We start from the raw sequence: 25,687 nt of genomic DNA, 5'->3' as shown, positions 1-25,687 counted from the left end.
ATGGCCTCTGCCCAAAGCACCGGCCTAGCGCCGTTAAGCGAGCTGCCCGATAGCCTGTTCAGCCTGGTGGTCACTCACCCCCTGGGCAGCCTGCTGCCCAGGGCAAGCCGGGTGCTGGCCATGCTGAGCGAGCTCGACAAGGGCCGGCTGCCGGCCCCCGGCAACTGGCTCAGCACCAGCACGGAGCGGCGCATTCGTCAGCTGCTGGTGCGCGCCAATGCGCTGGAATACAGCAAGGAAACCCCGGACGTGGCCCGGGCCATCGTGCAGGACATATTGCTGGTGCTGGAGCAAGTGGAGCTGGACTGGCCGGCCACCGCCGGTTTGCTTACGCAACAACTGGGCATTGCTGCCGAGCGGGCCGAGTGCCGTGCCCGGGCCCGGCACACACGGCGGGCCCTCACCAGACTGGCGGAGCAATGGCAACAGCGCATCACGCTTTGGCAAGCACTGGATGACGTGGCCGAGGAATTCGGCATAGCGCCGGCCATCGGCACCGATAAAGACAGCGGCAACCTGCGCGATCGCGCCTGGTTTGATCTGCTGCGGCTGGCCCGCTGGGTGGCGGAGATTCGTGAGTTACAAAAACTGCTTAAACTCATGGGCCAGCAGCGTCCGGATCCGGAGCAGAGCGCCACCCTGAGTCAGCTGCAGCAGATGATGAGCCCGCGGGAAAACGGCCCCAGAGAGCGGCGGCTGCCGGGCATTCCCATGGAAACCCAGGGCATTACCCGCTCCGATAACCTGTCCCGCATGCTGGCACTGGAAGCGGCCCTGCTGGGGCATCCGTCTTTGCATATGCTGTGGCACGCACGCCGGGCCGAGCAGAGCCTGCTCAGCTACGCCGTGGCCGGGGTGATGCCCATCGACTCGGGCAACGACTGGCCCCTGCCCCGGGCGGGCAAGGGCGAAGGTGACGGCAAGGGCACTCAGCTGGGCCCCATTATTCTGTGTCTGGACACGTCCGCCTCCATGCACGGCCTGGCGGAGCAGGTGTCCAAGGCCATGGTGCTGGAAGCCCTGCGCATGGCCAAAAAGCAGCAGCGAGGTTGTCTGGTGTATCTGTTTGGCGGTGCCGGTGAATTACTGGTGCTCGACAATCAGACCCTGACCCTGCCCGAGCTGCTCGACATGCTGCGCGGCTCCTTCAGTGGCGGCACCGACGTGAGCACACCACTGAACGCTGCCCTCACCCGGCTGCAGCAGCAGGAGTGGCGGCAGGCGGATATTCTGCTGGTGAGCGACGGCGAATTTGAAGTGTCCAGCGAGTTGCAGGCGCAGGTGAAGCACGGCAAGGAGGCATTGGGCGTGCGCCTGTTTGGCCTGCAGCTGGGCTACGCCACCGCCCTGCACGCCATGCGCAAGGTGTGCGATCCTGTGCACCTGTTCAGCGACTGGCGCAGCCTGGAGCAGGCAACCAGAGCTTAGTCTCTCACCATCACCAGCCTTGGCTCGCCGGGGCCGAAGTAGTCGTTTTCCCGGCCGGCTTCAATAAAGCCGAGGCGCTGGTAAAGCTGCAGTGCCGGATTGTCGGGCAATACCGTCAGTTTAATGCGCGCGCAGCCCTGCTCTTCCAGTGCGGTGACCGCCGCCTGCAGCAGTTGCCGGCCCAGCCCCCGGCCCCGTGCCGCCGGTGCAACTGCCAGCGACAAGATCCAGCCCTCGTTTACTTTCTCTCCCCTGCCCGCCAGCACATAGCCCTGCAACTCTCTTTCACTTTCTGCCACCAGCAACGAGCCTGGCCACAGATCCCAGGCCTGGCGCAGAAAAAAGTCCGGATAACCATGCTCGCCAAAGGCGACGTATTCCAGCTGGTAAACCTCAGCCAGATCGGCCTTGGTGGCTGCTCTTATTTTCATGTTTTGTTCCTGATCTTTGTATTGCGGACAATATGGTAAGGCATGGCCCCTGCTTTAACTGTTTAAATAATAATCAAACAGCTAAGCTTCAAAGTATGAACAAAAAGGAGGCAGCATGACGTGGCGAACAGGCTGGTGGGCATGGTGGCTGCTGCTGGTCAGCGTTATGGTGCCGGCCGAGGAGCGTTACTGGCAGCTCGATATCAAGGGGGCCATCGGCCCCGGCATTTCCGACTATCTGGTGACCGAGATTAATCAGGCCCAGAGTGAACGCCCGGCGCTGGTGCTGCTGACCATGGACACCCCCGGCGGCCTGTACAGCGCCACCCGCGATATTATCAGTGCCATGCTGGAGTCCAGTGTGCCTGTGGTGGTTTATGTCTCGCCCGGCGGTGCCAGAGCCGCTTCTGCCGGTACTTATATTCTTTATGCCAGCCATCCCCGGGCACTCACCTGGGGGCCGCCACCCCGGTACAGATGATGCCCGCCGGCACGCCACCAGCCGGCGAGGCGGATAAAGACGAAGAAAAGGATGACAGCGGTCCGCCTGCCGGCAGCGCCATGGAGCGCAAGTCCCTTAACGATGCCATCGCCTATCTGCGCAGCCTGGCCCAGCTGCGCGGCCGCAATGTGGAGTGGGCCGAGCAGGCGGTACGCGACGCTGCCACCCTCACCGCCCCCGAGGCACTGGAGCAGAACGTGATTGAGCTGGTGGCCAGTGATATTGCCGAACTGCTGCAGCAGCTCGACGGTCGCGAAGTCTTCCTTAAAAACGACACCCTTACCCTGGCCACCTCCGGACTGATTGCCGAACAGCGCCGGCCCGACTGGCGGCAGCAGTTTATTATTACCATCAGCAACCCCAATATCGCCTACCTGCTGATGCTGGTGGGCGTTTATGGTCTGCTGCTGGAGTTTTACAGCCCGGGCTTTGGCGTGTCGGGCGTGATTGGTGCCATCTGCCTGCTGCTGGCCATGCTGTCGCTGCAAATGCTGCCCTTTAATATGGTGGGGCTGGGGTTGCTGGCGTTGGGGCTGGCGCTGATGGTAGCGGAAGGCCTGTCCCCCAGTTTTGGCATTCTTGGCGGCGGTGGTCTGGTGGCCTTTGTGATTGGCTCTGTGCTGCTGTTCGACACACCCGATCAGGCCTTTCGCGTGGCCTGGCCCTTTATTGCCGCCTTTACCCTTGTCTCCCTCAGCCTGGTGCTTGTAGTGGTGCGCTTGATCGTAAAACAGCGCCGGGCGGCTCCGGTCTCGGGGGCGGCGGCCATGATTGGCGAGCAGGCCAGAACAATAACGGCGCTGGATCCCGACGGCACCGTATTGCTGCAGGGCGAACGCTGGCAGGCGCACAGCCACAGCCGGATTGCCGCCGACAGCGCCGTGGTGGTGGTGGCGGTGCACGATCTGGTGGTAGAGGTAACACCGATACAGGAGGCCGAAGCATGATCATTGATTTTATTTATTTTCAGCTGTTGATCGTTATTCTGCTGGTCATGCTGTTTGCCAGCATGTTCCGCATTCTGCGGGAATACGAGCGGGGCGTGGTGTTTCTGCTGGGGCGCTTTCACAAGGTAAAAGGACCCGGCTTTATTATTCTGATCCCTTTGGTGCAGCAAATGGTGCGGGTGGATCTGCGTATTGTGACCATGGATATTCCCTCTCAGGATCTGATCTCCAAAGACAACGTGACCGTGCGGGTCAACGCCGTGCTGTATTTTCGTGTGCTGGATCCGCAAAAGGCGATCATTAACGTAGAGAATTATCTGGAGGCCACCAGTCAGCTGGCCCAGACCACAATGCGCTCTGTGCTGGGGCAACATGAGCTGGACGAGATCCTCTCCGCCCGGGACACCTTAAATGCGGATCTGCAGCGCATTCTGGATCAAAGCACCGATAACTGGGGCATCAAGGTATCGGCAGTGGAGATCAAGCATGTGGATCTTGACGAGTCCATGATTCGGGCCATTGCCCGGCAGGCCGAGGCGGAGCGATCCCGCCGGGCCAAGGTGATCCACGCCACCGGTGAGCTGGAGGCCTCAAAACAACTGCTGGAAGCGGCCCGCATGCTGGGGCAACAGCCGGAAGCCATTCAGCTGCGCTATCTGCAGACCCTCACCGAGATCAGCAGCGACAACAGCAAAATCGTGGTGTTTCCCCTGCCCATGGAGCTGGGAAAAATATTGCAGAAAATGAGTTCGGAAGCACAGCCTGACGACGCCGACGGGCCAACGCAAATGACTTAACAAGTCGCCAGAGAGAGCGAAACGCGAAGCATCAGTGCGGTTGCACTCCGCCGACACGCTACAAGTACTTCCCTGTAACGCTCGAAAATGCCATCCATGGCATTTAATGGTCGGCTGCGGCAATCCCCACTGCTGCTTCGTGCAACATCGGCGTTGCCTGCCAGACTGGATTACTTCCAGCTTCCAGCTTCTCGCTTACAGCTCACCTGCGCAGCAGGTGTCGGTTACCGAATATTCAGGGGCTCAAAACTCTTGATCAAGTCATCCAGCGCCTTGAGCTGGGTCAGGAAGGGCTCGAGTTTGTTGAGTGGCAGGGCGCTGGGGCCGTCGCAGCGGGCCTTGCTCGGATCCGGGTGGGCTTCCAGAAAGAGGCCGGCCAGACCGGTAGACAGGCCGGCCCGGGCCAGATCCAGCACCTGTTCACGACGACCGCCGGACGCTTCACCCAAAGGATCCCGGCACTGCAGGGCGTGGGTCACGTCAAAGATGATGGGGGTGTCATTCGTAGCCTTTTTCATTACGCCAAAGCCGAGCATGTCCACCACCAGGTTGTCGTAACCAAAGTTACTGCCCCGCTCGCACAGAATAAGCTGGTCGTTGCCGCATTCAATAAACTTGTCGGTGATGTTTTTCATCTGCCCCGGGCTGAGGAACTGGGGCTTTTTGATGTTGATCACCCGGCCGGTGTCGGCCATGGCCTGCACCAGATCGGTCTGGCGGGCCAGAAAGGCCGGCAGCTGGATCACGTCTGCCACCTCGGCCACGGTTGCCGCCTGATGGGGCTCGTGCAAGTCGGTGATCACCGGCACCTTAAAGGTGTCTTTTACTTCCTGCAGCAGCTTCATGCCTTCTTCCAGACCGGGGCCACGGAAGGAATGAATGGAGGAGCGGTTGGCCTTGTCCCAGCTGGCCTTGAACACATAGGGAATGCCCAGCTTTTCGGTCACCTTTACATAGTGCTCGCAGGCCTGCATGGCCAGATCCCGGGACTCCAGCACGTTGATGCCGCCAAACAGCACCATGGGCTTGTTGTTGGCGACCGCAATGTTATTGATGTGTACGGTTTTCATATCGGCTTCCTAGTGAAGGGTTTTGGGGCTGAGATCCAGGCCGGCTATCTGGGCTTTGAGCACATCGGCAATGGGATCATCCGGTCTGTGCTCAATAAAGAATTCAAAGTCGTCGGCGGCCAGTTTGCCGCAGTCCAGCTGCTCATACAAAAAGCCCCTGTCCCGCCGCTCAAAGGGGCAGTCGGGCTTGAGCCGCAGCAGCAGCTCGCTGCAGGCCAGCGCCTTGCCAAACTGCTGTTGATTGATATAGGCGGCCTTGGTCACGTTCAGCAGCCGCACCAGCACTTCTGTGTCTGAGGTGCCTTTAAGGTGCTCCGGTGTCAGCCGGGCCAGGTTGCCCCGGGCACCCCGCAGCAACAGCTCTACTTCATGACGGGGCAATTGCCGGCCGGTGAAAGGGTCGATCACCGCCCCTTCTTCTTCCGACCACATACGAACAAGAAAATGGCCGGGAAAATTAATGCCTTCGGCATCCACCCCAAAGCGCCGGCACAGATGAATAAGCAGGATGCCGAGGCTCACCGGAATACCTTCCCGCCGGGCCAGTACCCGGTTCATCAGGCAGTTATCAACGGAGAAAAAGGTGTCGCTGTCGCCGGCAAAGCCCAGTCCGTCATAGAGACAGGGCAGCAGATGCAGGGGGGCTATCATGTCTTCCAGCTCTTCCGCCAGCGCCCGCTCCAGCGCAAACAGCTCCCGCTCGGCTTCATCCCGGGCCGCCGGCCCTTCCAGGCTTTCCACCACATCCAGCGCCAGCGTCATCAGATCCAGCGGTTCGTCGCTGTGCCAGCGCTCACTGATATTACTTTCAAGCATGCTTCCTCCCGGGCCACTGGCCCAGGGTCACTCTGTCCTGCCCGCCGTAGTCGCGCAGCGTTGTGACCTGTTCAAAACCATTGTCGGTAAAAACGGACTGCACCGCCTCACCTTGCTGCCAGCCGTGCTCCACCAGCAGCCAGCCGCCGGCCAGCAGATGAAGCGGTGCCTGCTCGGCAATATGGCGAATATCAGCGAGTCCCTGATCGTCGGCCACCAGGGCCGACAGCGGCTCAAAGCGCACATCGCCCTGAGCCAGATGCGGATCGGCGGCGTCAATATAGGGCGGATTGGACACTATCATGTCAAAGGTCAGGCCGGTCAGCGGTGCCAGCCAGCTGCCTTCAAGCACTTCTATGTCAAGCCCCAGCCGCTCGGCATTGCGCCGGGCCAGAGCGGCGGCTTGCGGGTTAAACTCCACCGCCATAACGGTATCGTCAGGGCGCTCGCACTTGATGGACAGCGCAATGGCACCGGTGCCGGTGCCCAGATCCACCACCCGTGCCGGCCTTTCGGGCAGGCGCTCAAGTGCAGACTCAACCAGCACTTCGGTATCAGGCCGGGGAATAAGGGTATCCGGGCTCACCTCCAGCATCAGGCTCCAGAACTCCCGCTGGCCGGTAAGATGAGCCACCGGCTCGCCCTGCTGGCGACGGCGAATAAGCTCGGCCAGCTCGGCCTTCTGCCCGGCAGACACCTCAAACTCGGGCCAGGCCAGCAGAAAGCTGCGGGGCTTGTTCAGCACATGGCACAGCAGCACGTCCGCATCCAGCGCCGGGGATTCGCCGCCGGCCAGTTGCTCGCGCAGTTGAGCGCGCAGTTCGCTCAGGCGCATTATTGTCCCGCCAGGGCGGCAAGCAAATCGGCCTGGTGCTCCTGCAAAATGGGCTGGGTGAGCATATCGAGCTGGCCTTCCAGCACTTCACTCAGCCGGTACAGAGTCAGGTTGATGCGGTGGTCCGACACCCGGCCCTGCGGGTAGTTGTAGGTGCGAATGCGATCGGAGCGGTCACCGCTGCCCAGCAGGTTGCGGCGGGTGCTCTGCTCTTCGGCGTGGCGCTTGTCCTGCTCGGCCTGAGCCAGACGCGAGGCCAGCACCGCCATAGCCTTGGCCCGGTTCTTGTGCTGGGAGCGTTCGTCCTGACATTCCACCACCATGCCGGTGGGCAGGTGAGTAATACGAATGGCAGAGTCGGTTTTGTTAACGTGCTGACCACCGGCACCGGAGGCGCGGAAGGTATCTACCTTGAGATCCGCCGGATTGATCTCCGGGGCCTCGGCCTCGGGAATTTCCGGCATTACCGCCACCGTGCAGGCAGAGGTATGAATGCGGCCCTGAGATTCGGTTTCCGGCACCCGCTGCACCCGGTGACCGCCAGACTCGAACTTGAGCTGGCCGTACACGCCGGTGCCCTCAATGCGGGCAATGATCTCCTTGAAGCCGCCGTGCTCGCCCTCGCTGGCGCTGACAATTTCCACCCGCCAGCGCTGAGTCTCGGCATAGCGGCTGTACATACGGAACAAGTCGCCGGCAAAAATGGCCGCCTCGTCGCCGCCGGCCCCGGCGCGAATTTCCAGAAAGCAGTTGTTATCGTCGCGCGGATCCTTGGGCAGCAGCAAAATCTGCAGCTCCTGGCTCAGGGTCTCGATGGCGGCTTCGGCGCTGTCGATTTCTTCCCTGGCCATGGCTTTCATTTCGGCGTCGTCTTCCGCCAGCATTTCTTTGGCCTCGGCCAGATTCTCCTCGGCCCGGCGGTAACGCTGAAAACAGGCCACCACGTCTTCCAGCTGAGCATATTCCCGGGTCAGGGCGCGATATTGATCCTGGTTGTTGATTACCGAGGCCTCGCCCAGCAGCGCCTGCACTTCCTGGTAGCGCTCTTCCAGGCCTTCCAGTTTTTTCAGTACGGATTCGTTCATCAGCGTCTCGCGGTTGTGCCGGTCAGGGCCGGCTGATGCCCAGGCTGCGGGACAGCACCGCCAGCATGTCCTGATCGCCGTCTTTGCCGGCCTGACTCAGGGCCTGGGTGGGAGTATGAATAAGCTTGTTGGTCAGCCGGCGGGTCAGCTGCTGCACCACCTGGGTGGCGTCTTCGCCCTGGGCCAGCGCCTGCAATGCCCGGGCCAGCTCCTGCTCGCGCACCGCCTCGGCCTGAGCGCGGTAATGGCGGATCAGATCCACCGAGTGCAGCGAGCGGTACCAGGCCATAAACTGATCCCGTTCTTCCAGAATAATGCGCTCGGCCTGAGCGGCGGCCCGTTTGCGGGCTTCCATATTCTGCTCAATGATGCCCTGCAGATCGTCCACGGTATAAAGGTAGGCGTCGTTCAGTTCATCCACCTCGGGCTCAATGTCCCGGGGCACGGCAATGTCCACCAGCAGAATGGGCTTGTGCCGGCGGGCCTTGAGCGCCCGCTCCACCATGCCTTTGCCGATAATGGGCAGGGGGCTGGCGGTGGAGCTGATCACTATGTCGGCCTGAGGCAAAAAGTCGGGGATCTGCTCAAGCGTCATCACCTCGGCTTCAAATTCCTGCGCCAGGTTCTGAGCCCGCTCCAGAGTACGGTTGGCCACCATCATTTGAGTGACCGACTGCTCGCGCAGGTGCCGGGCCACCAGCTCGACCGTTTCACCGGCCCCTACCAGCAGCACCTTGGTGCGGCCCAGATCCGAAAAAATGCGCTTGGCCAGGCTGACGGCGGCAAAGGCCACCGACACGGCACTGGCACCAATGTCGGTTTCAGTGCGTACCCGTTTAGCGACAGAAAATGACTTCTGAAACAGCCGCTCCAGCAGGCCTTTCAGGCTGCCCGCCTGGTGGGACTGACTATAGGCCTGCTTGATCTGCCCCAGTATCTGCGGCTCGCCCAGCACCAGAGAATCCAGCCCGCAGGCCACCCGCATTAAATGGCGAATGGCCTCTTCACCCTGATGCTGATACAGGCAGGCAGTGAGTTCATCTTCGTCAAGATGATGAAACTGCTGCAGCCAGTGGCGCACCACGTCACTGTCGCCGTCCTCACTCAGGCTGCAATACAGCTCGGTGCGGTTGCAGGTAGACAGGATCACGGTTTCTGCCACACCTGGAGTAGCCATCAGCTCCTGCAGTGCCCGGGGGGCAAGATCAGGGCCAAACGCCACCCGCTCGCGCAGGGCGACGGACGCTGTCTTATGATTGATTCCCAGTACCAGCAGGCTCATGAGGATTTTATGCGGCTCACATCGTTTTTCGATTAGCCGTCTATTGTACGAGAAAGGCCAAATCTTTAAAAGTCACCGGCCTTGCCCTTATACTGGCTTTCTCTTTTTTCAGCGGGGTGCCTTACGTGCGTACTGTATTGATTTTTATTGGCTTGTTGCTGGTTTCCGGCTGTGCCTACCGGGCCGAACAGGCGCCGGCAGGTTCCTGGCTGGCTCAGAAGCAACAGCTGAGTGAGCTGGAAAACTGGCAGCTGGCGGCCAGACTCGGCATCATCACCCCCGACGAGCGCGGCAGCCTGAGCCTGTTCTGGCGCAATAACAGTGACGATTACCGCCTTAATCTCACCAATGTGGTGGGCAAACGGGTATTTGATCTCAGCCGGCGCAATGGCCGTATTGAACTGATCGACAGCGAAGGCCAGCGCCACACCGCCAGCAATGCCCGGGATCTGGTGTATGCCCTTACCGGCTGGGATCTGCCGGTGGAACAGCTGGCCGACTGGATAAAAGGCATGCCCGGCGATGCCGACACCGTCAGTTTTGATGCCGATGGCCGCCCGGCACAAGTACAGTCTCATGGCTGGCAGCTGCGCTATCTGGGGTATACCCAAATCGACCGGCTCTGGCTGCCCAGCCGGCTGGAGCTGAGCCACGATAACACCACCCTGAAACTGGCCGTTAACCGCTGGGAGCTGAATCCATGATGCGCCTGCCCGCCCCGGCCAAACTCAACCTGTTTTTGTACATTACCGGCCGACGGCCCGACGGCTATCACAACCTGCAGACATTGTTTCAGTTTGTGGACTTTGGCGATGAGCTCAGCTTTGAAACCGCCGATGAACTGACCTTGTCTCCTGAGCTGCACGGCGTCGCACCCGAGAGTAATCTCATCATAAAAGCCGCGCGCCTGCTGCAGGCACACACCGGCAGCCATAAAGGCGCACATATTACCCTCACCAAGCGGCTGCCCATGGGCGGTGGACTGGGCGGCGGCTCCAGCGATGCCGCTACCACCCTGGTGGGGCTGAACCGGTTATGGCAGCTGGGTCTTGGTAATGACGAGCTGGCAAGCCTGGGACTTCAGCTGGGTGCCGATGTGCCGGTGTTTGTGCATGGCCGCGCCGCTTTTGCCGAAGGGGTGGGCGATATTTTTACCGATGCGGTGCCACCCGAGCCCTGGTATCTGGTGTTGAACCCGGGGGTGGAAGTGTCGACGCCGGCTGTTTTTACCGATCCTGAACTGCCCCGTAACAGTCCGGTAATGAGCCTCGAACAGCGCCTTAACTCACCCTGGCAAAACGACTGCGAAGCACTGGTTAAAAAGCGACACCCCGAGGTTGCCAAACTTCTGAGCTGGTTGCTAGAATATGCGCCGTCACGAATGACGGGCACAGGTGCGTGTGTTTTCGGCACCTTTGACAGCCGGAAAGCAGCTGAAAATGCGCTTGAAAATGCGCCGGCAGGCACAGTGGGGTTTGTTGCCAAAGGCTGCAACCAGTCTCCTTTGCTTACGGCAATCAAGGCCCTGTAAGCAACCGTCAATAACCCGTGAACAGACAGAATCAGGCAGCGATGGCATGAAAACGGGGTGGGCTCGTTTTCTCCCTTATCCCAAGGGTCAGTTCGCTGCCGGCGGTCGCCAGCAGGACGACACGGCCAATGGCCGGCTCACCGTTGAGTGCTCTCATTCAACACCCTGACTGACGTTCCGAACCAGACTAAAATTCCGAAACCACCACCCACGAAGCAACCCCGAGGTTTTAAACCGTGCCCGACATGAAGCTGTTTGCTGGTAATGCAACGCCGGAACTCGCCCAACGTATCGCCGATCGTCTTTTCATCAAACTGAGTGCTGCCGATGTTGGCCGTTTCAGCGATGGTGAGATCAGCGTACAAATCAACGAAAATGTACGCGGCGGCGATGTCTTCATCATCCAGTCCACCTGTGCGCCCACCAACGACAACCTGATGGAGCTTATCGTCATGGTCGACGCCCTGCGTCGGGCCTCTGCCGGTCGTATTACCGCTGTCATTCCCTACTTCGGCTACGCTCGTCAGGATCGCCGTGTGCGTTCTGCCCGGGTGCCGATCACTGCCAAGGTAGTGGCCGACTTCCTGTCCAGCGTGGGTGTAGACAGAGTACTCACCGTAGATCTGCACGCCGAGCAGATTCAGGGCTTCTTTGACGTGCCGGTAGACAACGTATTCGGTACCCCGGTACTGCTGGAAGACATGAAAGCCAAAGGCCTGCAGGATGCCGTTGTGGTGTCTCCCGACATTGGTGGTGTGGTGCGTGCCCGTGCCGTGGCCAAACTGCTGGACGAAACCGATATCGCCATTATCGACAAGCGCCGCCCCCGCGCCAACGTGTCTCAGGTAATGCACCTTATCGGTGACGTGGAAGGCCGTGACTGCGTGATCGTCGACGACATGATCGACACCGGCGGCACCCTGTGCAAGGCCGCTGAAGCGCTGAAAAACCGTGGTGCCAAGCGCGTATTTGCCTATGCCACCCATGCCGTGTTCTCCGGCAACGCCGCCCAGAACATCAAGGACTCAGTAATCGATGAAGTCATCATCACCGACTCCGTGCCCCTGAGCGATGAAATCAAGGCCATCAGCAAGGTCAAGCAACTGACCCTGTCGCCCATGATGGCCGAGGCCATTCGTCGCATCAGCAACGAAGAGTCCATCTCCGCCATGTTCGAGCAATAAGCACGGACAAAACAGCTGGAAGCCTGAAGCTGAAAGCCGGAAGTAAAAGCCCGCGAGATTCGCGGGCTTTTTTGTGGCGTTTTTATCCGTAAAAACGGATAAAGTAGTACCCGCTCAACGCCATACCAAAGGCGACAATGCCCCAGGCCAGCAGGCGGGGTTTTATCCATTCCAGCACCCGGGCACCCAGCTTGCCGCCAAGCAGATAACCCAGCGCCAGCAGCAGCGCCTCATGCCAGTACACCAGCCCCGACACGGAATACACCACTATAGTGGCACCGCTGGCCAGCATCGACAGATACAACTTGATGGCATGTTGCTGCAGACTGGAGCCCATGCGCAGCTGGCCCATCAGCGCCATCAGCAGAACCCCAAGGCCACCGCCAAAAAAGCCGCCGTAAAAACTGCCCCCCAGGAGTGCCGGACAGGCTGCAGGTTTCATCAGCAAAGGTCCCTCAAACCCTTTGCTGCTCAGCAGCTGGCGGCCATAAAGCAGGCTCACCCCCAGCAGCAGCCAGGGCACCAGATAGTTAAAATTGTCAGCCTGAAACCGGGTCAGAGCAAAAGCGCCCAGACCGCCACCGGCCAGGCCAATCAGCGTCAGCGCCAGCAGCGGGCCGCCCCGCAGGCGCTTGCGCATGCCCCAGAAGGCGCTCACATAACCGGGCCAGGACGCCACACTGGCGGTGGCCACGGCCCCGGTGCTGGGAATGCCTGCCCCCAACAGTGCCGGCAGAGTAAAAAACAGACCGCCACCGGCCAGCGCATTAACCACGCCGGCAAGCAGGGACCAGCCCAAAAGTTCAAGCATGATGATGTCCGTAAAATAGATTCTGTGCAGATAAAGCAAAAAGTGAAGGACTCACTTTTGAATGAACAATCATAACACAGATTGTAAACAATTAATCTGAAAGTCCCTCATGGTGGCCATTATCACCGCACTTCATTAGAATATGGCGTCATTTTAACGGCCAATTCAGCTATGCAATCTATCGAACTTATTGTCGGACTGGCTAACCCCGGCCCGGAATACGCCCAGACCCGGCATAATGCCGGTGCCTGGTATGTGGCCGAGCTGGCCCGCATGCACGGCACTCAGCTCAAGGAAGAAGGCAAATTCTTCGGCTGGACCGGGCGCGTGCGCATTGGCGGCAAAGAGGTGCGTCTGCTGGTGCCCGCCACCTTTATGAACCGCTCGGGTAAAGCGGTAGCGGCTCTGGCCAACTTTTACCAGATCCCGCCCGAGTCAATTCTGGTGGCCCACGACGAGCTGGACCTGTCACCGGGCATAGCCCGCTTCAAGCAGGGCGGCGGCCATGGCGGCCATAATGGCCTGCGCGACATTATCAGTTGCCTTGGCAACAACAAGAACTTTTACCGGCTGCGGCTGGGCATAGGCCATCCGGGCGATAAATCCCGGGTCTCTGGCTTTGTACTGACCAAGGCCCCGGCTGCCGAGCAGACTCTGCTTGATGCCGCCGTGGACGAAGCTGCCCGCGCCACCGATATTTTATTCAGTGACGGCATGGTCAAGGCAATGAACCGCCTGCATGCCTTCAACGCCAATTCCACCAAGTAATTCAGGACATTATCATGGGTTTTAAATGCGGTATTGTGGGTCTGCCCAACGTGGGCAAATCCACCCTGTTCAACGCACTGACCAAGGCCGGCATCGAAGCGGCCAACTTTCCGTTCTGTACCATAGAGCCGAACACCGGCGTGGTGCCGGTGCCGGACAAGCGTCTCGACGCCCTGGCCAAAATTGTTAACCCTCAGCGGGTGCTGCCCACCACCATGGAGTTTGTGGACATCGCCGGTCTGGTAGCAGGTGCTTCCAAGGGCGAAGGTCTTGGCAACAAGTTCCTGGCCAATATTCGCGAGACAGATGCCATCGGTCATGTAGTACGCTGCTTTGAAAACGACAATATAGTGCATGTGGCCGGCAAGGTATCACCGAAAGACGATATCGAAATCATTAATACCGAGCTGGCCCTGGCGGATCTCGACACCTGTGAGCGTGCCATTACCCGCAATGCCAAGAAAGCCAAGGGCGGCGACAAGGATGCCAAGTTCGAGGTCTCGGTACTGGAAAAACTGCTGCCGGTACTGGAAGAAGCCAAAGTGCTGCGCAGCGTGGAGCTGACCAAGGAAGAGCGGGCGGCCATCGACTATCTGAACTTCCTTACCATCAAACCCACCATGTACATTGCCAACGTCAATGAAGACGGCTTTGAAAACAATCCCCTGCTGGCCGAGGTGGAAGCCATTGCTGCCGCTGAAAACGCCATCGTAGTGCCGGTATGTGCCGCCATGGAGTCGGAAATTGCCGAGCTGGATGCAGAAGAAGCCGCCGAATTCATGGACGACATGGGTCTGGAAGAGCCGGGCCTGAACCGGGTGATCCGCGCCGGCTATGAGCTGCTTAACCTGCAGACTTACTTTACTGCCGGAGTGAAAGAAGTACGCGCCTGGACCATTCCTGTGGGTGCCACCGCCCCTCAGGCCGCCGGTAAAATTCATACCGACTTTGAAAAAGGCTTTATACGCGCCCAGACCATAGCTTATGAAGACTACATCACCTATAAAGGTGAACAGGGTGCCAAGGAAGCGGGCAAACAGCGTGCCGAGGGCAAGGATTACATCGTTAAAGACGGTGATGTGATGAACTTCCTGTTTAACGTGTAAGTCCTTTTGAGGGAGTGGGGAGCAGGGAATGGGGAATGGCCTAATCCCTAATCCCCATTCCCTCCAGCCTGCTGTTAATCTCACCGGCTTTTGCTCAGCTTCAAGACAAGCCGTTCAGTTTGTGGCCAACCGGCTGCTGCAAAGCAATTTTTTGAAGAAAAGAGGTTGACGCTGTCGGAACGGATACGCATAATGCGCCCCGTTCGGTGACGGAAGGTCATCAACAAGCAGTGGCTATGTAGCTCAGTTGGTTAGAGCACATCACTCATAATGATGGGGTCGCAGGTTCGAATCCCGCCATAGCCACCATTGCTGGGGTATCGCCAAGCGGTAAGGCAGCGGGTTTTGATCTCGCCATTCCCAGGTTCGAATCCTGGTACCCCAGCCATTTTCAAATGTGCTGGTATATGTTAAAAATACGGGCGCAGCTGTTGGGGTATCGCCAAGCGGTAAGGCAGCGGGTTTTGATCTCGCCATTCCCAGGTTCGAATCCTGGTACCCCAGCCATTTTCAGGAAATGTTGAAGATACAGCACCAGATGCACTTCAGACGTTTCAGGAACATTGAGGCGACTCAATGCTTTATGTGGCTATGTAGCTCAGTTGGTTAGAGCACATCACTCATAATGATGGGGTCGCAGGTTCGAATCCCGCCATAGCCACCACTCTTTTGCGGGAGTGGCGAAATTGGTAGACGCACCAGATTTAGGTTCTGGCGCCGCAAGGTGTGCGAGTTCAAGTCTCGCCTCCCGCACCATTTAAAAAATTGGGGTATCGCCAAGCGGTAAGGCAGCGGGTTTTGATCTCGCCATTCCCAGGTTCGAATCCTGGTACCCCAGCCATCTAAAGCAAAAAACCAGCCTTCCGGCTGGTTTTTTGCTTTCTGGGATTAGGGATTAGGGATTAGGGATTAGGGAATCGTACCTGTCCCAATTCCCCATTCCCTGCTCCCCCGCAGTTAAAGTCCCATGGCGTATTTCATCACTTGCTTTTTCAGCGGTCCGCTGTGCTCGGCGGCCTTTAGCCCCAGGTTACGCAGCAGCTTGAGCGGTGGCAGCTCGTTGCTGAAGGCCTGATAAAACACATCCATGGCCCCCTGCATCAGCAGGTTGTCGGGACGGCGGCGGCGTTCAAAGCGCTTGAGCAGCTCAGGGGCGGCAATATCCTCACCCTGCTCCACCGCCTGATGAACCAGCTCACTCAGCACCGCCACGTCCTTGAAGCCCAGGTTTACCCCCTGCCCCGCCAGCGGATTGATGGTGTGGGCCGCATCCCCCAGCAGCACCACACTTCCCTTTACGTACTGGTTGGCATGACGCCGGCGCAGAGGAAAGTGGCCTTTATCGAGCACGGTCACCGGGCCAAGCCGGGGCGGAAAATGCGCCGCCACCTCGGCAGCCAGCGCCTCATTACTCAGGGCCGCCAGCTGTTCAATACGGTCTTTGCTGTCATACCACACCAGCGAGGCTTTGCCGTTGCCCAGCGGTAACAGCGCCCGGGGGCCGGATGAACAGAACTGCTGCCAGGTAATGTCCTGCTCAAGCTGCGCTCCTGCCACGCTGATCAGCATACACTGCTGGGCATAATCCCAGGCGGTGACGCCCATGCCCGCCAGCTGCCGCACCCGGGACTCGGCCCCGTCGCAGGCCAGCACCAGCCGGGCCTGCAATTGCTCGCCATTACCCAGGGTAAGCAAGGCACCTTCGGGGGTTTGTTGCAGTGTCTCCATGGTCTGAGGGCAGTCGATGGTCACGTTATGCCACTGGGCCAGGGTCTGCCACAGACCCAACTGAATAATACGGTTTTCCAGCATGTAGCCCAGATACTCACAGTCCAGCTCTTCAGCACTGAAATGAGTGGCAAAGCCCTGCCACTCGCTCGCCTCCAGCTTTTGGTAAGGCCAGGCGCGCATGTGAGTAATGGCCTGCCAGGCACCGGCCTGCTGCAACAGCCTTACCGAGGCGGCACTGATGGAAGAAATACGCAGATCATGAGGTTGTGCGGGTGAAAACTCGACGGGCTGGCGGCCTTCCAGCACGCGAATGGATAGCCCGGCAGGTGCCAGCATGGCAGCGGCCAACGCCCCTACCATGCCGCCGCCTACAATAGCGATATCACACTGTTGCATTGTTTACCCTCCGGATTTTTCCGTTATTCTACCCTAACTCTCATTGTTTGGCCGACGGCAATTTGCTCATTTGGCACCGGACCGCGACTGGATATTATCTGGCCACTGTGCAGAGAAAAGAGTAGAATGCCCGGTCCAAAATGCACGACTCACAGCAGTAACTAGAGCGCCATGAGCAAAAAACTTCATATCAAAACCTGGGGCTGTCAGATGAACGAATACGATTCATCCAAGATGGCCGATCTGCTGGATGCCAGCCACGGCTACCAGCTTACCGAAGAAGCAGACCAAGCCGATGTGCTGCTGCTTAACACCTGCTCCATTCGCGAGAAGGCCCAGGAGAAGGTCTTTCATCAGCTCGGGCGCTGGCGTCCGCTCAAGGAAGCCAACCCCAAACTGGTGATTGGTGTGGGCGGCTGCGTGGCGTCCCAGGAAGGCGATGCCATTCGTGCCCGCGCGCCTTTTGTGGACATTGTGTTCGGTCCGCAAACCCTGCACCGGCTGCCCGCCATGATCAAATCCGTACTTGAGGGCCGTGGTGCTCAGGTAGACGTGGCATTCCCGGAAATTGAAAAGTTCGACAACCTGCCCGAGCCCAAAGCCGAAGGTGCCACCGCCTTTGTGTCCATTATGGAAGGCTGCTCCAAATATTGCTCCTTCTGCGTGGTGCCCTATACCCGCGGCGAGGAAGTGAGCCGCCCGCTGGACGATGTGCTTTATGAAATCGCCCAGCTTGCCGATCAGGGCGTGCGGGAAGTGAACCTGCTGGGCCAGAACGTCAACGCCTACCGGGGCGAAACCCATGACGGCGACATTTGCACCTTTGCCGAGCTGCTGCGGCTGGTGGCCGCCATCGACGGCATCGACCGCATTCGTTACACCACCAGTCATCCCATCGAGTTCACCGATGACATTATTGAGGTGTATAAAGACACGCCGGAAGTGGTAAGTTTCCTGCACCTGCCGGTGCAAAGCGGTTCGGATCGCATCCTTACCCTGATGAAGCGCCCGCACACCGCCATTGAATACAAGTCCAAGATTCGCAAGCTCAGGGCCGCGCGCCCCGATATCACCATCAGCTCCGACTTTATTGTGGGCTTTCCCGGTGAAGAGGCCGACGACTTTGAAAAGACCATGAAACTCATTGAAGACGTGGGCTTTGATATGAGCTTCAGCTTTATTTACAGCCCCCGCCCGGGCACGCCGGCCGCCGATTTGCCCGACGATATTTCGATGGAAGAGAAAAAACAGCGCCTGTACCGGCTGCAGAACACCATCAATAATCAGGCACAGCTGATCAGCCGGCAGATGCTCGGCTCCGTCCAGCGTATTCTGGTGGAAGGGCCGTCCAAGCTGAACCCCATGGAGCTGCGCGGTCGCACCGAGAACAACCGGGTGGTGAACTTTGAAGGCCCGCATACCCTGATTGGCGGTTTTGCCGATGTGGAGATCACCGAAGTGATGCCCCACAGCCTGCGCGGCAAATTCCTGCACGGCGAAGACGGCATGGATCTGCGCACTCAGGTGTCACCCCAAAGCATTCTGGCCCGCCGCCCAGACGGCGTGCCCGACGACACCGGTGTCGCCACTTTTACCCCTTAACAGCAGCTGTAAGCTATCAGCTTTAAGCTGTAAGACAAACAGCATCGGCTGCCATTGCCAGGCTTGGTTCAGACTACACAGCCATATTAGTTTATGGTGCTGAACCAGCCCGGTACTGTAATCAGACTACCGACACAGCTCCAACAGGAGTATGTTTGTTTTTAGCTTCAAGCTTACGGCTTACAGCTTAAAGCTTTTTGGCAACAGGAGTTACCTTGACAGCCAACGTCACTCATCTGGACCTTGAACTGCAACCCGCCGACGGCCAGCGTCTGGTCAGCCTGTGCGGCCCCTTTGACGACAATATCAAACAGCTGGAACGCCGTTTAGGGGTGGAAATCAACCACAGCGATGAGCACTTTCAGATTGTCGGCCCCGCGCGTCTGGCTCAGGTGGCCAACGACATTCTCACCCGCCTTTACGTCGACACTCAGTCCGTCAAGGGCCAGCCCGTGCCCGATATCACCCCTGAGCAGGTACATCTGGCCATCAAGGAAAGCCGCGTGCTGGAGCAGGACGACGAAGACGATGCCGGCTATCGCTACGGCAAGGAAGTGACCATCAAGACCAAGCGGGGCCTTATCAAGCCGCGCAGCCCCAATCAGGCGCACTATGTGGCCCATATTCTGAGCCACGATATCACCTTTGGTATTGGCCCGGCAGGCACCGGCAAAACCTATCTGGCGGTAGCTGCGGCAGTCGACGCGCTGGAGCGTCAGGAAATCCGCCGCATTCTGCTTACCCGGCCGGCAGTGGAAGCAGGCGAGAAGCTTGGCTTTCTGCCCGGCGACCTGAGCCAGAAAGTGGATCCTTACCTGCGCCCGCTTTACGATGCCCTGTTTGAAATGCTGGGCTTTGAGCGGGTGGAAAAGCTCATTGAGCGCAACGTCATTGAAGTGGCCCCGCTGGCCTACATGCGCGGGCGCACCCTGAACGATGCCTTTGTAATCCTGGATGAAAGCCAGAACACCACGGTGGAGCAGATGAAAATGTTCCTTACCCGTATTGGCTTTAATTCCAAGGCGGTGATCACCGGTGATATCACTCAGATTGACCTGCCTCGCAACGCCAAATCCGGCCTGCGCCACGCCATTGAGGTCTTGAGCGGCGTAGAAGGCCTGTCGTTCAACTTCTTTCGCGCCGAAGACGTGGTACGCCACCCTGTGGTGGCCCGCATTGTGCGCGCCTATGAAGCCTTTGATGACGCCCAGAAGCGCCAGCAAAGCAACACCAACGGAGCATCATCAGCATGACACTGTGGCTGGATCTGCAAATCGCCTGCGATGAGGCACCTGGCCTGCCAACCGAGCAGGATTTTGAGCGGTGGCTGACTGCCGCCCTCAACGGTGAGCGCGATGAAACCGAAATGACGGTGCGGCTGGTAGATGAAGCAGAAAGTCAGGCGCTTAACCGGGACTACCGCGGCAAAGACAAACCAACCAATGTGCTGTCGTTTCCTTTTGAGGCACCACCCGGCATAGCGCTGCCGCTGCTGGGCGATCTGGTGATCTGCCGGCAGGTAGTAGAGCGGGAAGCCGCCGAGCAAAATAAGCCCTTGCAGGCACACTGGGCGCACATGGTGGTGCATGGTTGCTTGCATTTACTCGGGTTTGACCATATTAAGGATGATGAAGCCGAAGAAATGGAGGCCAGAGAGATTGTTATTCTGGCCGGGCTGGGCATGGATAACCCCTATCAAGACGACGACGAAGGTTAACAAGTGAGCGACGACAATTCACACTCAGACAACGGTTCGTCCGCAAAGAAAAACTGGCTTGAACGACTGGGCCAGATGTTTCAGGGCGAACCGAAGAACCGGGAAGAACTGGTAGAAGTAATCATGGACGCGGGTGAACGGGATCTGATTGATCAGGACACCAAAGACATGATTGAAGGCGTACTGGAAGTGAGCGAACTCAGGGTTCGCGACATCATGATCCCCCGCTCCCAGATGGTGACGGTGGAAAAATCCCAGCCGGTCTCCAGCTTTTTGCCCATGATCATCGAGTCTACCCACTCCCGTTTTCCGGTGGTGAACGAAGACAAGGATCATATTGAAGGCATACTGCTGGCCAAGGATCTGCTGCCCTACGGCTTTGGCCTCACCGAAGAAGACTTTTCCATTGAAAAGGTCCTTCGTCCCGCCGTGGTGGTGCCCGAGAGTAAACGCCTCGACAAGCTGCTCAAGGAATTCCGCGAAGAGCGCTACCACATGGCCATCGTCGTGGATGAATTTGGCGGCGTGTCGGGCCTGGTCACCATTGAAGACATTCTCGAGCTGATTGTGGGTGATATTGAAGACGAGTTTGATGCCGAAGAAAGCGCTGAAATCCGCCAGATCAGCAAGCGGGTGTTCTCGGTGGCGGCACTTACCGACATTGATGATTTCAACGACTTTTTCAACTCCGACTTCAGCGATGAAGAAGCCGATACCGTCGGCGGTCTGGTGATGCACGCTTTTGGCCACCTGCCCGGCAAGGGCGAACAGCTGGAGCTGAACGGTTTTGTATTTAAGGTGGCTCATGCCGACCGTCGACGCCTGCTGCAGTTACAGGTTAAGATACCGGACAATCAGGAAACCTCCTCATCGGAGCCGGCATAAGTGTATAAATTGCTGCCATTATTCGGGGCCCTGCTATGCGGGGCCCTTGGCGTTTTAGCCTTCAGTCCTTTTGATATCTGGCCTCTGGCGCTGGTATCACTGACGGGCCTGTTTGCCTTCACTCATCACTGCGCCCCGGGCGCTGCTGCCCGCCGTGGCTTTGCCTGGAGCCTGGGCTTGTACCTGCCCGGCCTGTGGTGGATCCATAACAGCATGACACTGTTCGGCGGCCTGCCGCTGCCGGTGGCCTTTGTGCTGGTGGCCCTGCTGGCGGCCTATCTGTCGGCCTATACCGGCCTGGCGCTGTGGCTGGCCCATCGCTTTGTGGCCTCGCCCCGGGCGCGGTTACTGTGGGTGCTGCCGGTATTGCTGATAGGCGCCGACTGGCTGCGGGGCTGGGTACTGACCGGCTTTCCCTGGCTGTGGGCGGGCTACTCTCAGCTCGACGGCCCGGTGGCAGGGCTGGCCCCCATACTGGGAGTGCAGGGCATCAGCTGGTTGCTGACCTTTTCTGCCGCTGTGCTCTGGTGGGCAGGGGCAAACCGGCGCTGGCGTGCACTGGCCTTTACCGGTGTGCTCTGGGGGCTGGGGGTGGCCAGTCAGCAGCTGCAATGGGTGTCTCCCACACAACCGCTTAGAGTGGCTCTGGTGCAGGGCAATATAGAGCAATCCCTGAAGTGGATTCCGGGCCAGCTGGAGCTGAGCCTGCAACGTTATCTGGATCTGACCCGCCCGGCATTAAATGCCGATGTGGTGATCTGGCCCGAGTCAGCTCTGCCTGCCTCGGAGCAGCAACTGGCTCCCTGGCTGGAGCAGGTCGACAAACTGATGTTTGAACGGGGACAATCGCTGATCACCGGCCTGGTGTCCCGCCCCAACGACGACCATGTTTATAATGCCGTACTGGGCCTTGGCAGCGGTGATTATCAGCCCGGTCAGAGTAACCGCTATTACAAACAACAACTGGTGCCCATTGGTGAGTTTGTGCCCTTTGGTAATCTGCTGCGCCCGCTGGCTCCCTTTTTCAACCTGCCCATGTCGTCTTTTTCCCGGGGCACAAACGAGCAGGCGGATCTGAAGGCCGCCGGCAGGGACATGAGTGTGGCTATCTGCTATGAAGTGGCCTTTCCCGGCCTGGTACGCGATAACCTGAAGCCGGAAACCGACTTTCTGCTGACGGTATCGAACGACACCTGGTTTGGCCGCTCCATCGGCCCCTGGCAACATCAGCAAATTGCCCGCATGCGTGCCCTTGAGCTGGGCCGGCCCATGATCCGTGCTACCAATAATGGCGTCACGCTGGTGACCGATGAAAAAGGCCGCATGACCGCCAGTCTGCCTCAGTTTGAAAAAGGGGTGCTGACCGCCGACGTCATTGGTATGACTGGGCTGACACCCTACGCCCGATTTGGCAGCCTGCCGCTGCTGGGCATATTGGCATTCAGCCTGCTGATTGGCCTGCGTTGCCGCCAGCCGGCCAACAACCGGCTGGTCATGGCAGAGCGACAATTATTTAAATAATCAATGTTCTGGTAACGCCCTCAGGGCGTTAACGGATGGCGAATGAAGGTGTGGTGATTGCACTCCAGGCAGGTAGTCAGCACCTCGGGGTGAGTCACCTCGTGGCGGTGGGCGCACAGGGTGCAGTCATACAGACCCGGCCCCACCACTTCCCCGGCCTGATATTCACCGTGATGAGCCAAGTCTTCGCGCAGCTCCTGCCATTCCAGCTGGCTTCTGTCGGTAATGTCAGCCAGCCAGCTCCATACCGTCTCACTGATGCGACGATAAAACAGGCTGTCGCGAAAGCCGCCTTTCTCTTCGCCAAAAGCGGCCAGATCCCGTTTTACATATTCAGCGATGAGCGCAAGCTCGTCTTTGGTCAGATCGCTGGCCGCTTCCATATAGGCCTGGGTTTTTTCCACCGCCTCTTTCAAGGTGGTGGTTTCAGCCATTTCCCACTGACGCTGCAGCTCTTCCACAAAGGCGTCATACCCTTTTTTCTGCTTATCGTCTTGTTCGCTCATGACGTTATCCTCACAGTCAGTGCCGGGGCCGGTATTGTTGCCGGCTACCCCCTAAGGTATTCTATGCCGATTTATCGCTGGTGTTACCACTCATTTACGGAACCGGACGTCATAATGCAAGAGCAATATAACCCCCAGAATATCGAACCCCAGGTGCAACGCCATTGGGACGAGCAGCAGACCTTCAAGGCCACCGAACAAGCCGGCAAAGACAAATTTTATTGCCTTTCGATGTTCCCCTATCCTTCAGGTCGGCTACATATGGGGCACGTCCGTAACTACACCATAGGCGACGTTATCTCCCGCTATCAACGGTTGCAGGGCAAAAATGTGCTGCAGCCCATCGGCTGGGATGCCTTTGGTCTGCCCGCCGAAAACGCTGCCATCAACAACAAGACAGCGCCGGCCCCCTGGACCTACGAAAATATCGACTACATGAAAAACCAGCTCAAGCGACTGGGTTTTGGTTACGACTGGAACCGTGAGCTGGCCACCTGCACGCCGGAATATTACCGCTGGGAGCAGTGGTTCTTTACCAAGCTGTATGAAAAAGGCCTGGTATATAAAAAGACCTCTTCAGTGAACTGGTGCCCCAACGACGAAACCGTGCTCGCCAACGAGCAGGTCAACGACGGCTGCTGCTGGCGCTGCGACACGCCGGTAGAGCAAAAGGAAATTCCTCAGTGGTTTATCAAGATCACCGACTACGCCGATGAGCTGCTGCGCGATATCGACGAGCTGGAAGGCTGGCCCGATCAGGTGAAAACCATGCAGCGTAACTGGATTGGCCGCAGCGAGGGCGTGACCCTGCGCTTTGATGTGGCCGGAGCCGACGACAGCTTTGAGGTGTACACCACCCGCCCCGATACCCTGTTTGGTGTGACCTATGTGGGCATTGCCGCCGGTCACCCGCTGGCCGCCAAAGCCGCCGAAAACAATCCGGAGCTGGCTGCCTTTATCGACGACTGCAAACATAACAAGGTGGCCGAAGCCGAGATGGCCACCATGGAGAAAAAGGGCATGGCCACCGGCCTGATGGCTGTGCACCCGCTCACCGGCAAGCAGGTGCCGGTGTGGGTGGCCAACTTTGTGCTGATGGATTACGGCTCCGGTGCTGTTATGGCCGTGCCCGCCCACGATCAGCGTGACTATGAGTTTGCCGGCAAGTACGGCCTCGACATAGTACCGGTGATCAAGCCCGCCGACGGCAGCGAACTGGACGTAAGCACCGAGGCCTACACCGAAAAAGGTGTGCTGTTCGACTCCGGCGAGTTTGACGGTATGAACTTTGAGCAGGCCTTTGACGCCATCGCCAAGACCCTGGAAGAAAAAGGTCTGGGCCGCAAGACCGTGAACTTCCGCCTGCGCGACTGGGGCGTCAGCCGCCAGCGCTACTGGGGCGCGCCCATTCCCATGCTCAATCTGGAAGACGGCACAGTCGTGGGTGCGCCGGAAGACACACTGCCGGTGGTGCTGCCGGAAGACGTGGTGATGGACGGCATTCAGAGCCCGATCAAGGCGGATCCCGAGTGGGCCAAAACCACTTATAACGGCCAGCCGGCGCTGCGTGAAACCGACACCTTTGACACCTTTATGGAGTCGTCCTGGTACTATGCTCGCTACTGCAGCCCGAATTACGACGAAGGCATGCTGGACGTGGAAAAGGCCAACTACTGGCTGCCGGTGGATCAGTACATCGGCGGCATTGAGCACGCCTGTATGCACCTGCTCTACGCCCGCTTCTTTCACAAGCTGCTGCGTGACACTGGTCTGGTCGAGTCCGACGAGCCGTTCAAGCGCCTGCTGTGTCAGGGCATGGTACTGGCCGACGCCTTCTACTACACCGACGACAAGGGTGCCCGCGTCTGGGTAAGCCCGCTCGACGTGACCGTGGAGCGGGACGAAAAAGGCCGCATCAAGAAAGCCACCGACGCCGACGGCCGCGAGCTGGTGCACACCGGCATGACCAAGATGTCCAAGTCCAAGAACAACGGCATTGATCCCCAGGTCATGATCGACCGCTACGGTGCCGATACCGTGCGCCTGTTTATGATGTTCGCCTCTCCCGCCGACATGACCCTGGAGTGGTCCGACTCCGGGGTGGAAGGTGCCCAGCGCTTCCTCAAGCGAGTGTGGAAGCTGGTGTTTGAGCACCAGTCTCATGGCACTGCTCCGGCTCTGAACAAGGCTGCTCTTGATGGCAACCAGAAAACCCTGCGTCGGGAACTGCACAAAACCATTGCCAAGGTGAGCGACGATATCGGCCGCCGTCAGACCTTTAACACTGCCATTGCCGCCATTATGGAGCTGCTCAACCATCTGGCCAAAATGGACATGAATGACGGGCAGAACCGGGCCCTGCTGCAGGAAGCGCTGGAAGCCGTGGTGGTAATGCTGCACCCGATTGTGCCGCACACCTGCTTTGAGTTGTGGCGCGCCCTGGGCCAGAACGATATCGACCACGCCGCCTGGCCGGTGGTGGATGCCGATGCCCTGGTGGAAGATGAAAAACTGGTGGTGGTACAGGTGAACGGCAAGGTACGGGGCAAAATTACCGTGCCCGCCGATGCGGATAAAGACGCGGTAGAAGCTGCCGGCACCGCCGATGATAATGTAGCCCGTCACCTGGACGGCAAAACCATTCGCAAGGTGATCTACGTACCCGGCAAGCTGCTGAACATAGTGGCTAATTGATAGCTGGAAGCTAGAAGCTAGAAGCTAGAAGCTAGAAGCTAG

Annotated in this window: 25 protein-coding genes and 6 tRNA genes; 22 read left to right on the top strand and 9 right to left on the bottom strand. The window is 58.7% G+C overall.

Annotated elements, in window-relative coordinates; translation table 11 throughout:
- On the top strand, window positions 1-1,428 hold the full coding sequence (locus tag R0I78_RS09640; RefSeq protein WP_317075179.1) for a VWA domain-containing protein: 1,428 nt from the start codon (window positions 1-3) through the stop codon (window positions 1,426-1,428).
- Here the strand turns inward: R0I78_RS09640 and R0I78_RS09635 are convergent.
- Complete coding sequence (locus R0I78_RS09635) at window positions 1,425-1,859, bottom strand: N-acetyltransferase (RefSeq protein ID WP_317075178.1); 435 nt, start codon at window positions 1,857-1,859, stop codon at window positions 1,425-1,427. The genes R0I78_RS09640 and R0I78_RS09635 overlap by 4 nt on opposite strands.
- 115 nt (window positions 1,860-1,974) lie before the next feature.
- On the opposite strand from R0I78_RS09635, the gene R0I78_RS09630 reads away from it, so the two are divergent.
- Genes R0I78_RS09630 through R0I78_RS09620 form a run of 3 tightly spaced genes read left to right on the top strand, consistent with a single transcriptional unit; the run spans window position 1,975 to window position 4,105 of the window.
- Window positions 1,975-2,340 carry a hypothetical protein gene (locus tag R0I78_RS09630; RefSeq protein WP_317075177.1) on the top strand — a complete coding sequence of 122 codons (366 nt, stop codon included), beginning with the start codon at window positions 1,975-1,977 and terminating at the stop codon, window positions 2,338-2,340.
- Complete coding sequence (locus R0I78_RS09625) at window positions 2,337-3,308, top strand: NfeD family protein (RefSeq protein WP_317075176.1); 972 nt, start codon at window positions 2,337-2,339, stop codon at window positions 3,306-3,308. Before R0I78_RS09630 ends, R0I78_RS09625 begins: the two co-directional genes overlap by 4 nt.
- Window positions 3,305-4,105: a slipin family protein gene (locus R0I78_RS09620; RefSeq protein WP_317075175.1), complete on the top strand. Its 801-nt coding sequence runs from the start codon at window positions 3,305-3,307 to the stop codon at window positions 4,103-4,105. The genes R0I78_RS09625 and R0I78_RS09620 overlap by 4 nt, the downstream gene beginning before the upstream one ends.
- Window positions 4,106-4,329: 224 nt before the next feature.
- On the opposite strand, the gene kdsA is transcribed toward R0I78_RS09620, so the two are convergent.
- Genes kdsA through hemA form a run of 5 tightly spaced genes read right to left on the bottom strand, consistent with a single transcriptional unit; the run spans window position 4,330 to window position 9,193 of the window.
- On the bottom strand, window positions 4,330-5,175 hold the full coding sequence (gene kdsA / locus R0I78_RS09615) for a 3-deoxy-8-phosphooctulonate synthase (RefSeq protein ID WP_317075174.1): 846 nt from the start codon (window positions 5,173-5,175) through the stop codon (window positions 4,330-4,332).
- Between the two features lie 9 nt (window positions 5,176-5,184).
- A complete protein-coding gene (locus tag R0I78_RS09610; protein ID WP_317075173.1) occupies window positions 5,185-5,991 on the bottom strand; it encodes a SirB1 family protein in 807 nt (268 codons plus the stop codon).
- The gene (gene prmC / locus R0I78_RS09605; RefSeq protein WP_317075172.1) at window positions 5,984-6,826 is read right to left on the bottom strand and encodes a peptide chain release factor N(5)-glutamine methyltransferase; all 843 of its coding nucleotides are present in this window, start codon (window positions 6,824-6,826) and stop codon (window positions 5,984-5,986) included. Before prmC ends, R0I78_RS09610 begins: the two co-directional genes overlap by 8 nt.
- Window positions 6,826-7,911 carry a peptide chain release factor 1 gene (gene prfA, locus R0I78_RS09600; RefSeq protein ID WP_317075171.1) on the bottom strand — a complete coding sequence of 362 codons (1,086 nt, stop codon included), beginning with the start codon at window positions 7,909-7,911 and terminating at the stop codon, window positions 6,826-6,828. Before prfA ends, prmC begins: the two co-directional genes overlap by 1 nt.
- A gap of 22 nt (window positions 7,912-7,933) precedes the next feature.
- On the bottom strand, window positions 7,934-9,193 hold the full coding sequence (hemA, locus tag R0I78_RS09595) for a glutamyl-tRNA reductase (RefSeq protein WP_317075170.1): 1,260 nt from the start codon (window positions 9,191-9,193) through the stop codon (window positions 7,934-7,936).
- 125 nt (window positions 9,194-9,318) lie between these two features.
- Between hemA and lolB the strand changes: the two genes are divergently transcribed.
- The 4 genes from lolB (at window position 9,319) to R0I78_RS09575 (ending at window position 11,908) form a co-directional block, all read left to right on the top strand.
- Window positions 9,319-9,897, top strand: coding sequence for a lipoprotein insertase outer membrane protein LolB (lolB, locus tag R0I78_RS09590; protein ID WP_317075169.1), 579 nt, complete (start codon window positions 9,319-9,321; stop codon window positions 9,895-9,897).
- A complete protein-coding gene (ispE, locus tag R0I78_RS09585) occupies window positions 9,894-10,724 on the top strand; it encodes a 4-(cytidine 5'-diphospho)-2-C-methyl-D-erythritol kinase (protein WP_317075168.1) in 831 nt (276 codons plus the stop codon). Before lolB ends, ispE begins: the two co-directional genes overlap by 4 nt.
- Before the next feature lie 46 nt (window positions 10,725-10,770).
- Window positions 10,771-10,893, top strand: a complete 123-nt coding sequence (locus R0I78_RS09580) for a hypothetical protein (RefSeq protein WP_281162849.1) — start codon at window positions 10,771-10,773, stop codon at window positions 10,891-10,893.
- 67 nt (window positions 10,894-10,960) lie between these two features.
- Window positions 10,961-11,908, top strand: a complete 948-nt coding sequence (locus tag R0I78_RS09575; RefSeq protein ID WP_040614524.1) for a ribose-phosphate pyrophosphokinase — start codon at window positions 10,961-10,963, stop codon at window positions 11,906-11,908.
- Window positions 11,909-11,990: 82 nt separating this feature from the next.
- Here the strand turns inward: R0I78_RS09575 and R0I78_RS09570 are convergent, their stop codons facing one another.
- Window positions 11,991-12,719: a TSUP family transporter gene (locus R0I78_RS09570; protein ID WP_317075167.1), complete on the bottom strand. Its 729-nt coding sequence runs from the start codon at window positions 12,717-12,719 to the stop codon at window positions 11,991-11,993.
- 171 nt (window positions 12,720-12,890) lie between these two features.
- Here R0I78_RS09570 and pth point away from each other — a divergent pair, with 171 nt between their 5' ends.
- The 8 genes from pth (at window position 12,891) to R0I78_RS09530 (ending at window position 15,434) form a co-directional block, all read left to right on the top strand.
- A complete protein-coding gene (gene pth / locus R0I78_RS09565; RefSeq protein WP_019934348.1) occupies window positions 12,891-13,487 on the top strand; it encodes an aminoacyl-tRNA hydrolase in 597 nt (198 codons plus the stop codon).
- Window positions 13,488-13,501: 14 nt separating this feature from the next.
- On the top strand, window positions 13,502-14,593 hold the full coding sequence (ychF, locus tag R0I78_RS09560; RefSeq protein WP_019934349.1) for a redox-regulated ATPase YchF: 1,092 nt from the start codon (window positions 13,502-13,504) through the stop codon (window positions 14,591-14,593).
- Window positions 14,594-14,825: 232 nt separating this feature from the next.
- Window positions 14,826-14,902 (top strand) — tRNA-Met (locus tag R0I78_RS09555).
- A gap of 4 nt (window positions 14,903-14,906) precedes the next feature.
- A tRNA-Gln gene (locus tag R0I78_RS09550) sits at window positions 14,907-14,981 on the top strand.
- Between the two features lie 44 nt (window positions 14,982-15,025).
- Window positions 15,026-15,100, top strand: a tRNA-Gln gene (locus tag R0I78_RS09545).
- 80 nt (window positions 15,101-15,180) lie between these two features.
- Window positions 15,181-15,257 (top strand) — tRNA-Met (locus R0I78_RS09540).
- A 7-nt stretch (window positions 15,258-15,264) separates the two neighbouring features.
- Window positions 15,265-15,349 (top strand) — tRNA-Leu (locus tag R0I78_RS09535).
- 10 nt (window positions 15,350-15,359) lie between these two features.
- A tRNA-Gln gene (locus R0I78_RS09530) sits at window positions 15,360-15,434 on the top strand.
- A gap of 116 nt (window positions 15,435-15,550) precedes the next feature.
- Here the strand turns inward: R0I78_RS09530 and R0I78_RS09525 are convergent.
- On the bottom strand, window positions 15,551-16,720 hold the full coding sequence (locus R0I78_RS09525; protein WP_317075166.1) for an FAD-dependent monooxygenase: 1,170 nt from the start codon (window positions 16,718-16,720) through the stop codon (window positions 15,551-15,553).
- A 171-nt stretch (window positions 16,721-16,891) separates the two neighbouring features.
- On the opposite strand from R0I78_RS09525, the gene miaB reads away from it, so the two are divergent.
- From miaB to lnt, 5 genes are all read left to right on the top strand, one after another.
- On the top strand, window positions 16,892-18,322 hold the full coding sequence (miaB, locus tag R0I78_RS09520; protein WP_019934351.1) for a tRNA (N6-isopentenyl adenosine(37)-C2)-methylthiotransferase MiaB: 1,431 nt from the start codon (window positions 16,892-16,894) through the stop codon (window positions 18,320-18,322).
- 215 nt (window positions 18,323-18,537) lie between these two features.
- Window positions 18,538-19,575, top strand: coding sequence for a PhoH family protein (locus R0I78_RS09515; RefSeq protein ID WP_019934352.1), 1,038 nt, complete (start codon window positions 18,538-18,540; stop codon window positions 19,573-19,575).
- The gene (gene ybeY / locus R0I78_RS09510; RefSeq protein WP_019934353.1) at window positions 19,572-20,039 is read left to right on the top strand and encodes an rRNA maturation RNase YbeY; all 468 of its coding nucleotides are present in this window, start codon (window positions 19,572-19,574) and stop codon (window positions 20,037-20,039) included. The genes R0I78_RS09515 and ybeY overlap by 4 nt, the downstream gene beginning before the upstream one ends.
- Window positions 20,040-20,042: 3 nt before the next feature.
- On the top strand, window positions 20,043-20,924 hold the full coding sequence (corC, locus tag R0I78_RS09505; RefSeq protein ID WP_026344742.1) for a CNNM family magnesium/cobalt transport protein CorC: 882 nt from the start codon (window positions 20,043-20,045) through the stop codon (window positions 20,922-20,924).
- A complete protein-coding gene (gene lnt / locus R0I78_RS09500; RefSeq protein WP_317075165.1) occupies window positions 20,925-22,445 on the top strand; it encodes an apolipoprotein N-acyltransferase in 1,521 nt (506 codons plus the stop codon).
- A gap of 20 nt (window positions 22,446-22,465) precedes the next feature.
- On the opposite strand, the gene R0I78_RS09495 is transcribed toward lnt, so the two are convergent.
- Complete coding sequence (locus R0I78_RS09495) at window positions 22,466-22,951, bottom strand: zinc ribbon-containing protein (RefSeq protein WP_019934356.1); 486 nt, start codon at window positions 22,949-22,951, stop codon at window positions 22,466-22,468.
- A 114-nt stretch (window positions 22,952-23,065) separates the two neighbouring features.
- On the opposite strand from R0I78_RS09495, the gene leuS reads away from it, so the two are divergent.
- Complete coding sequence (gene leuS / locus R0I78_RS09490) at window positions 23,066-25,645, top strand: leucine--tRNA ligase (protein ID WP_317075164.1); 2,580 nt, start codon at window positions 23,066-23,068, stop codon at window positions 25,643-25,645.
- The last annotated feature ends 42 nt before the right edge of the window (window positions 25,646-25,687 follow it).

Origin of the sequence: Oceanimonas sp. CAM02 (assembly GCF_032842915.1) — a bacterium.
In the GTDB taxonomy this organism is placed as follows: domain Bacteria; phylum Pseudomonadota; class Gammaproteobacteria; order Enterobacterales; family Aeromonadaceae; genus Oceanimonas; species Oceanimonas smirnovii.
Note: the sequence above shows the minus strand (reverse complement) of the source record. Positions and strands in the feature narration are given on the sequence as shown.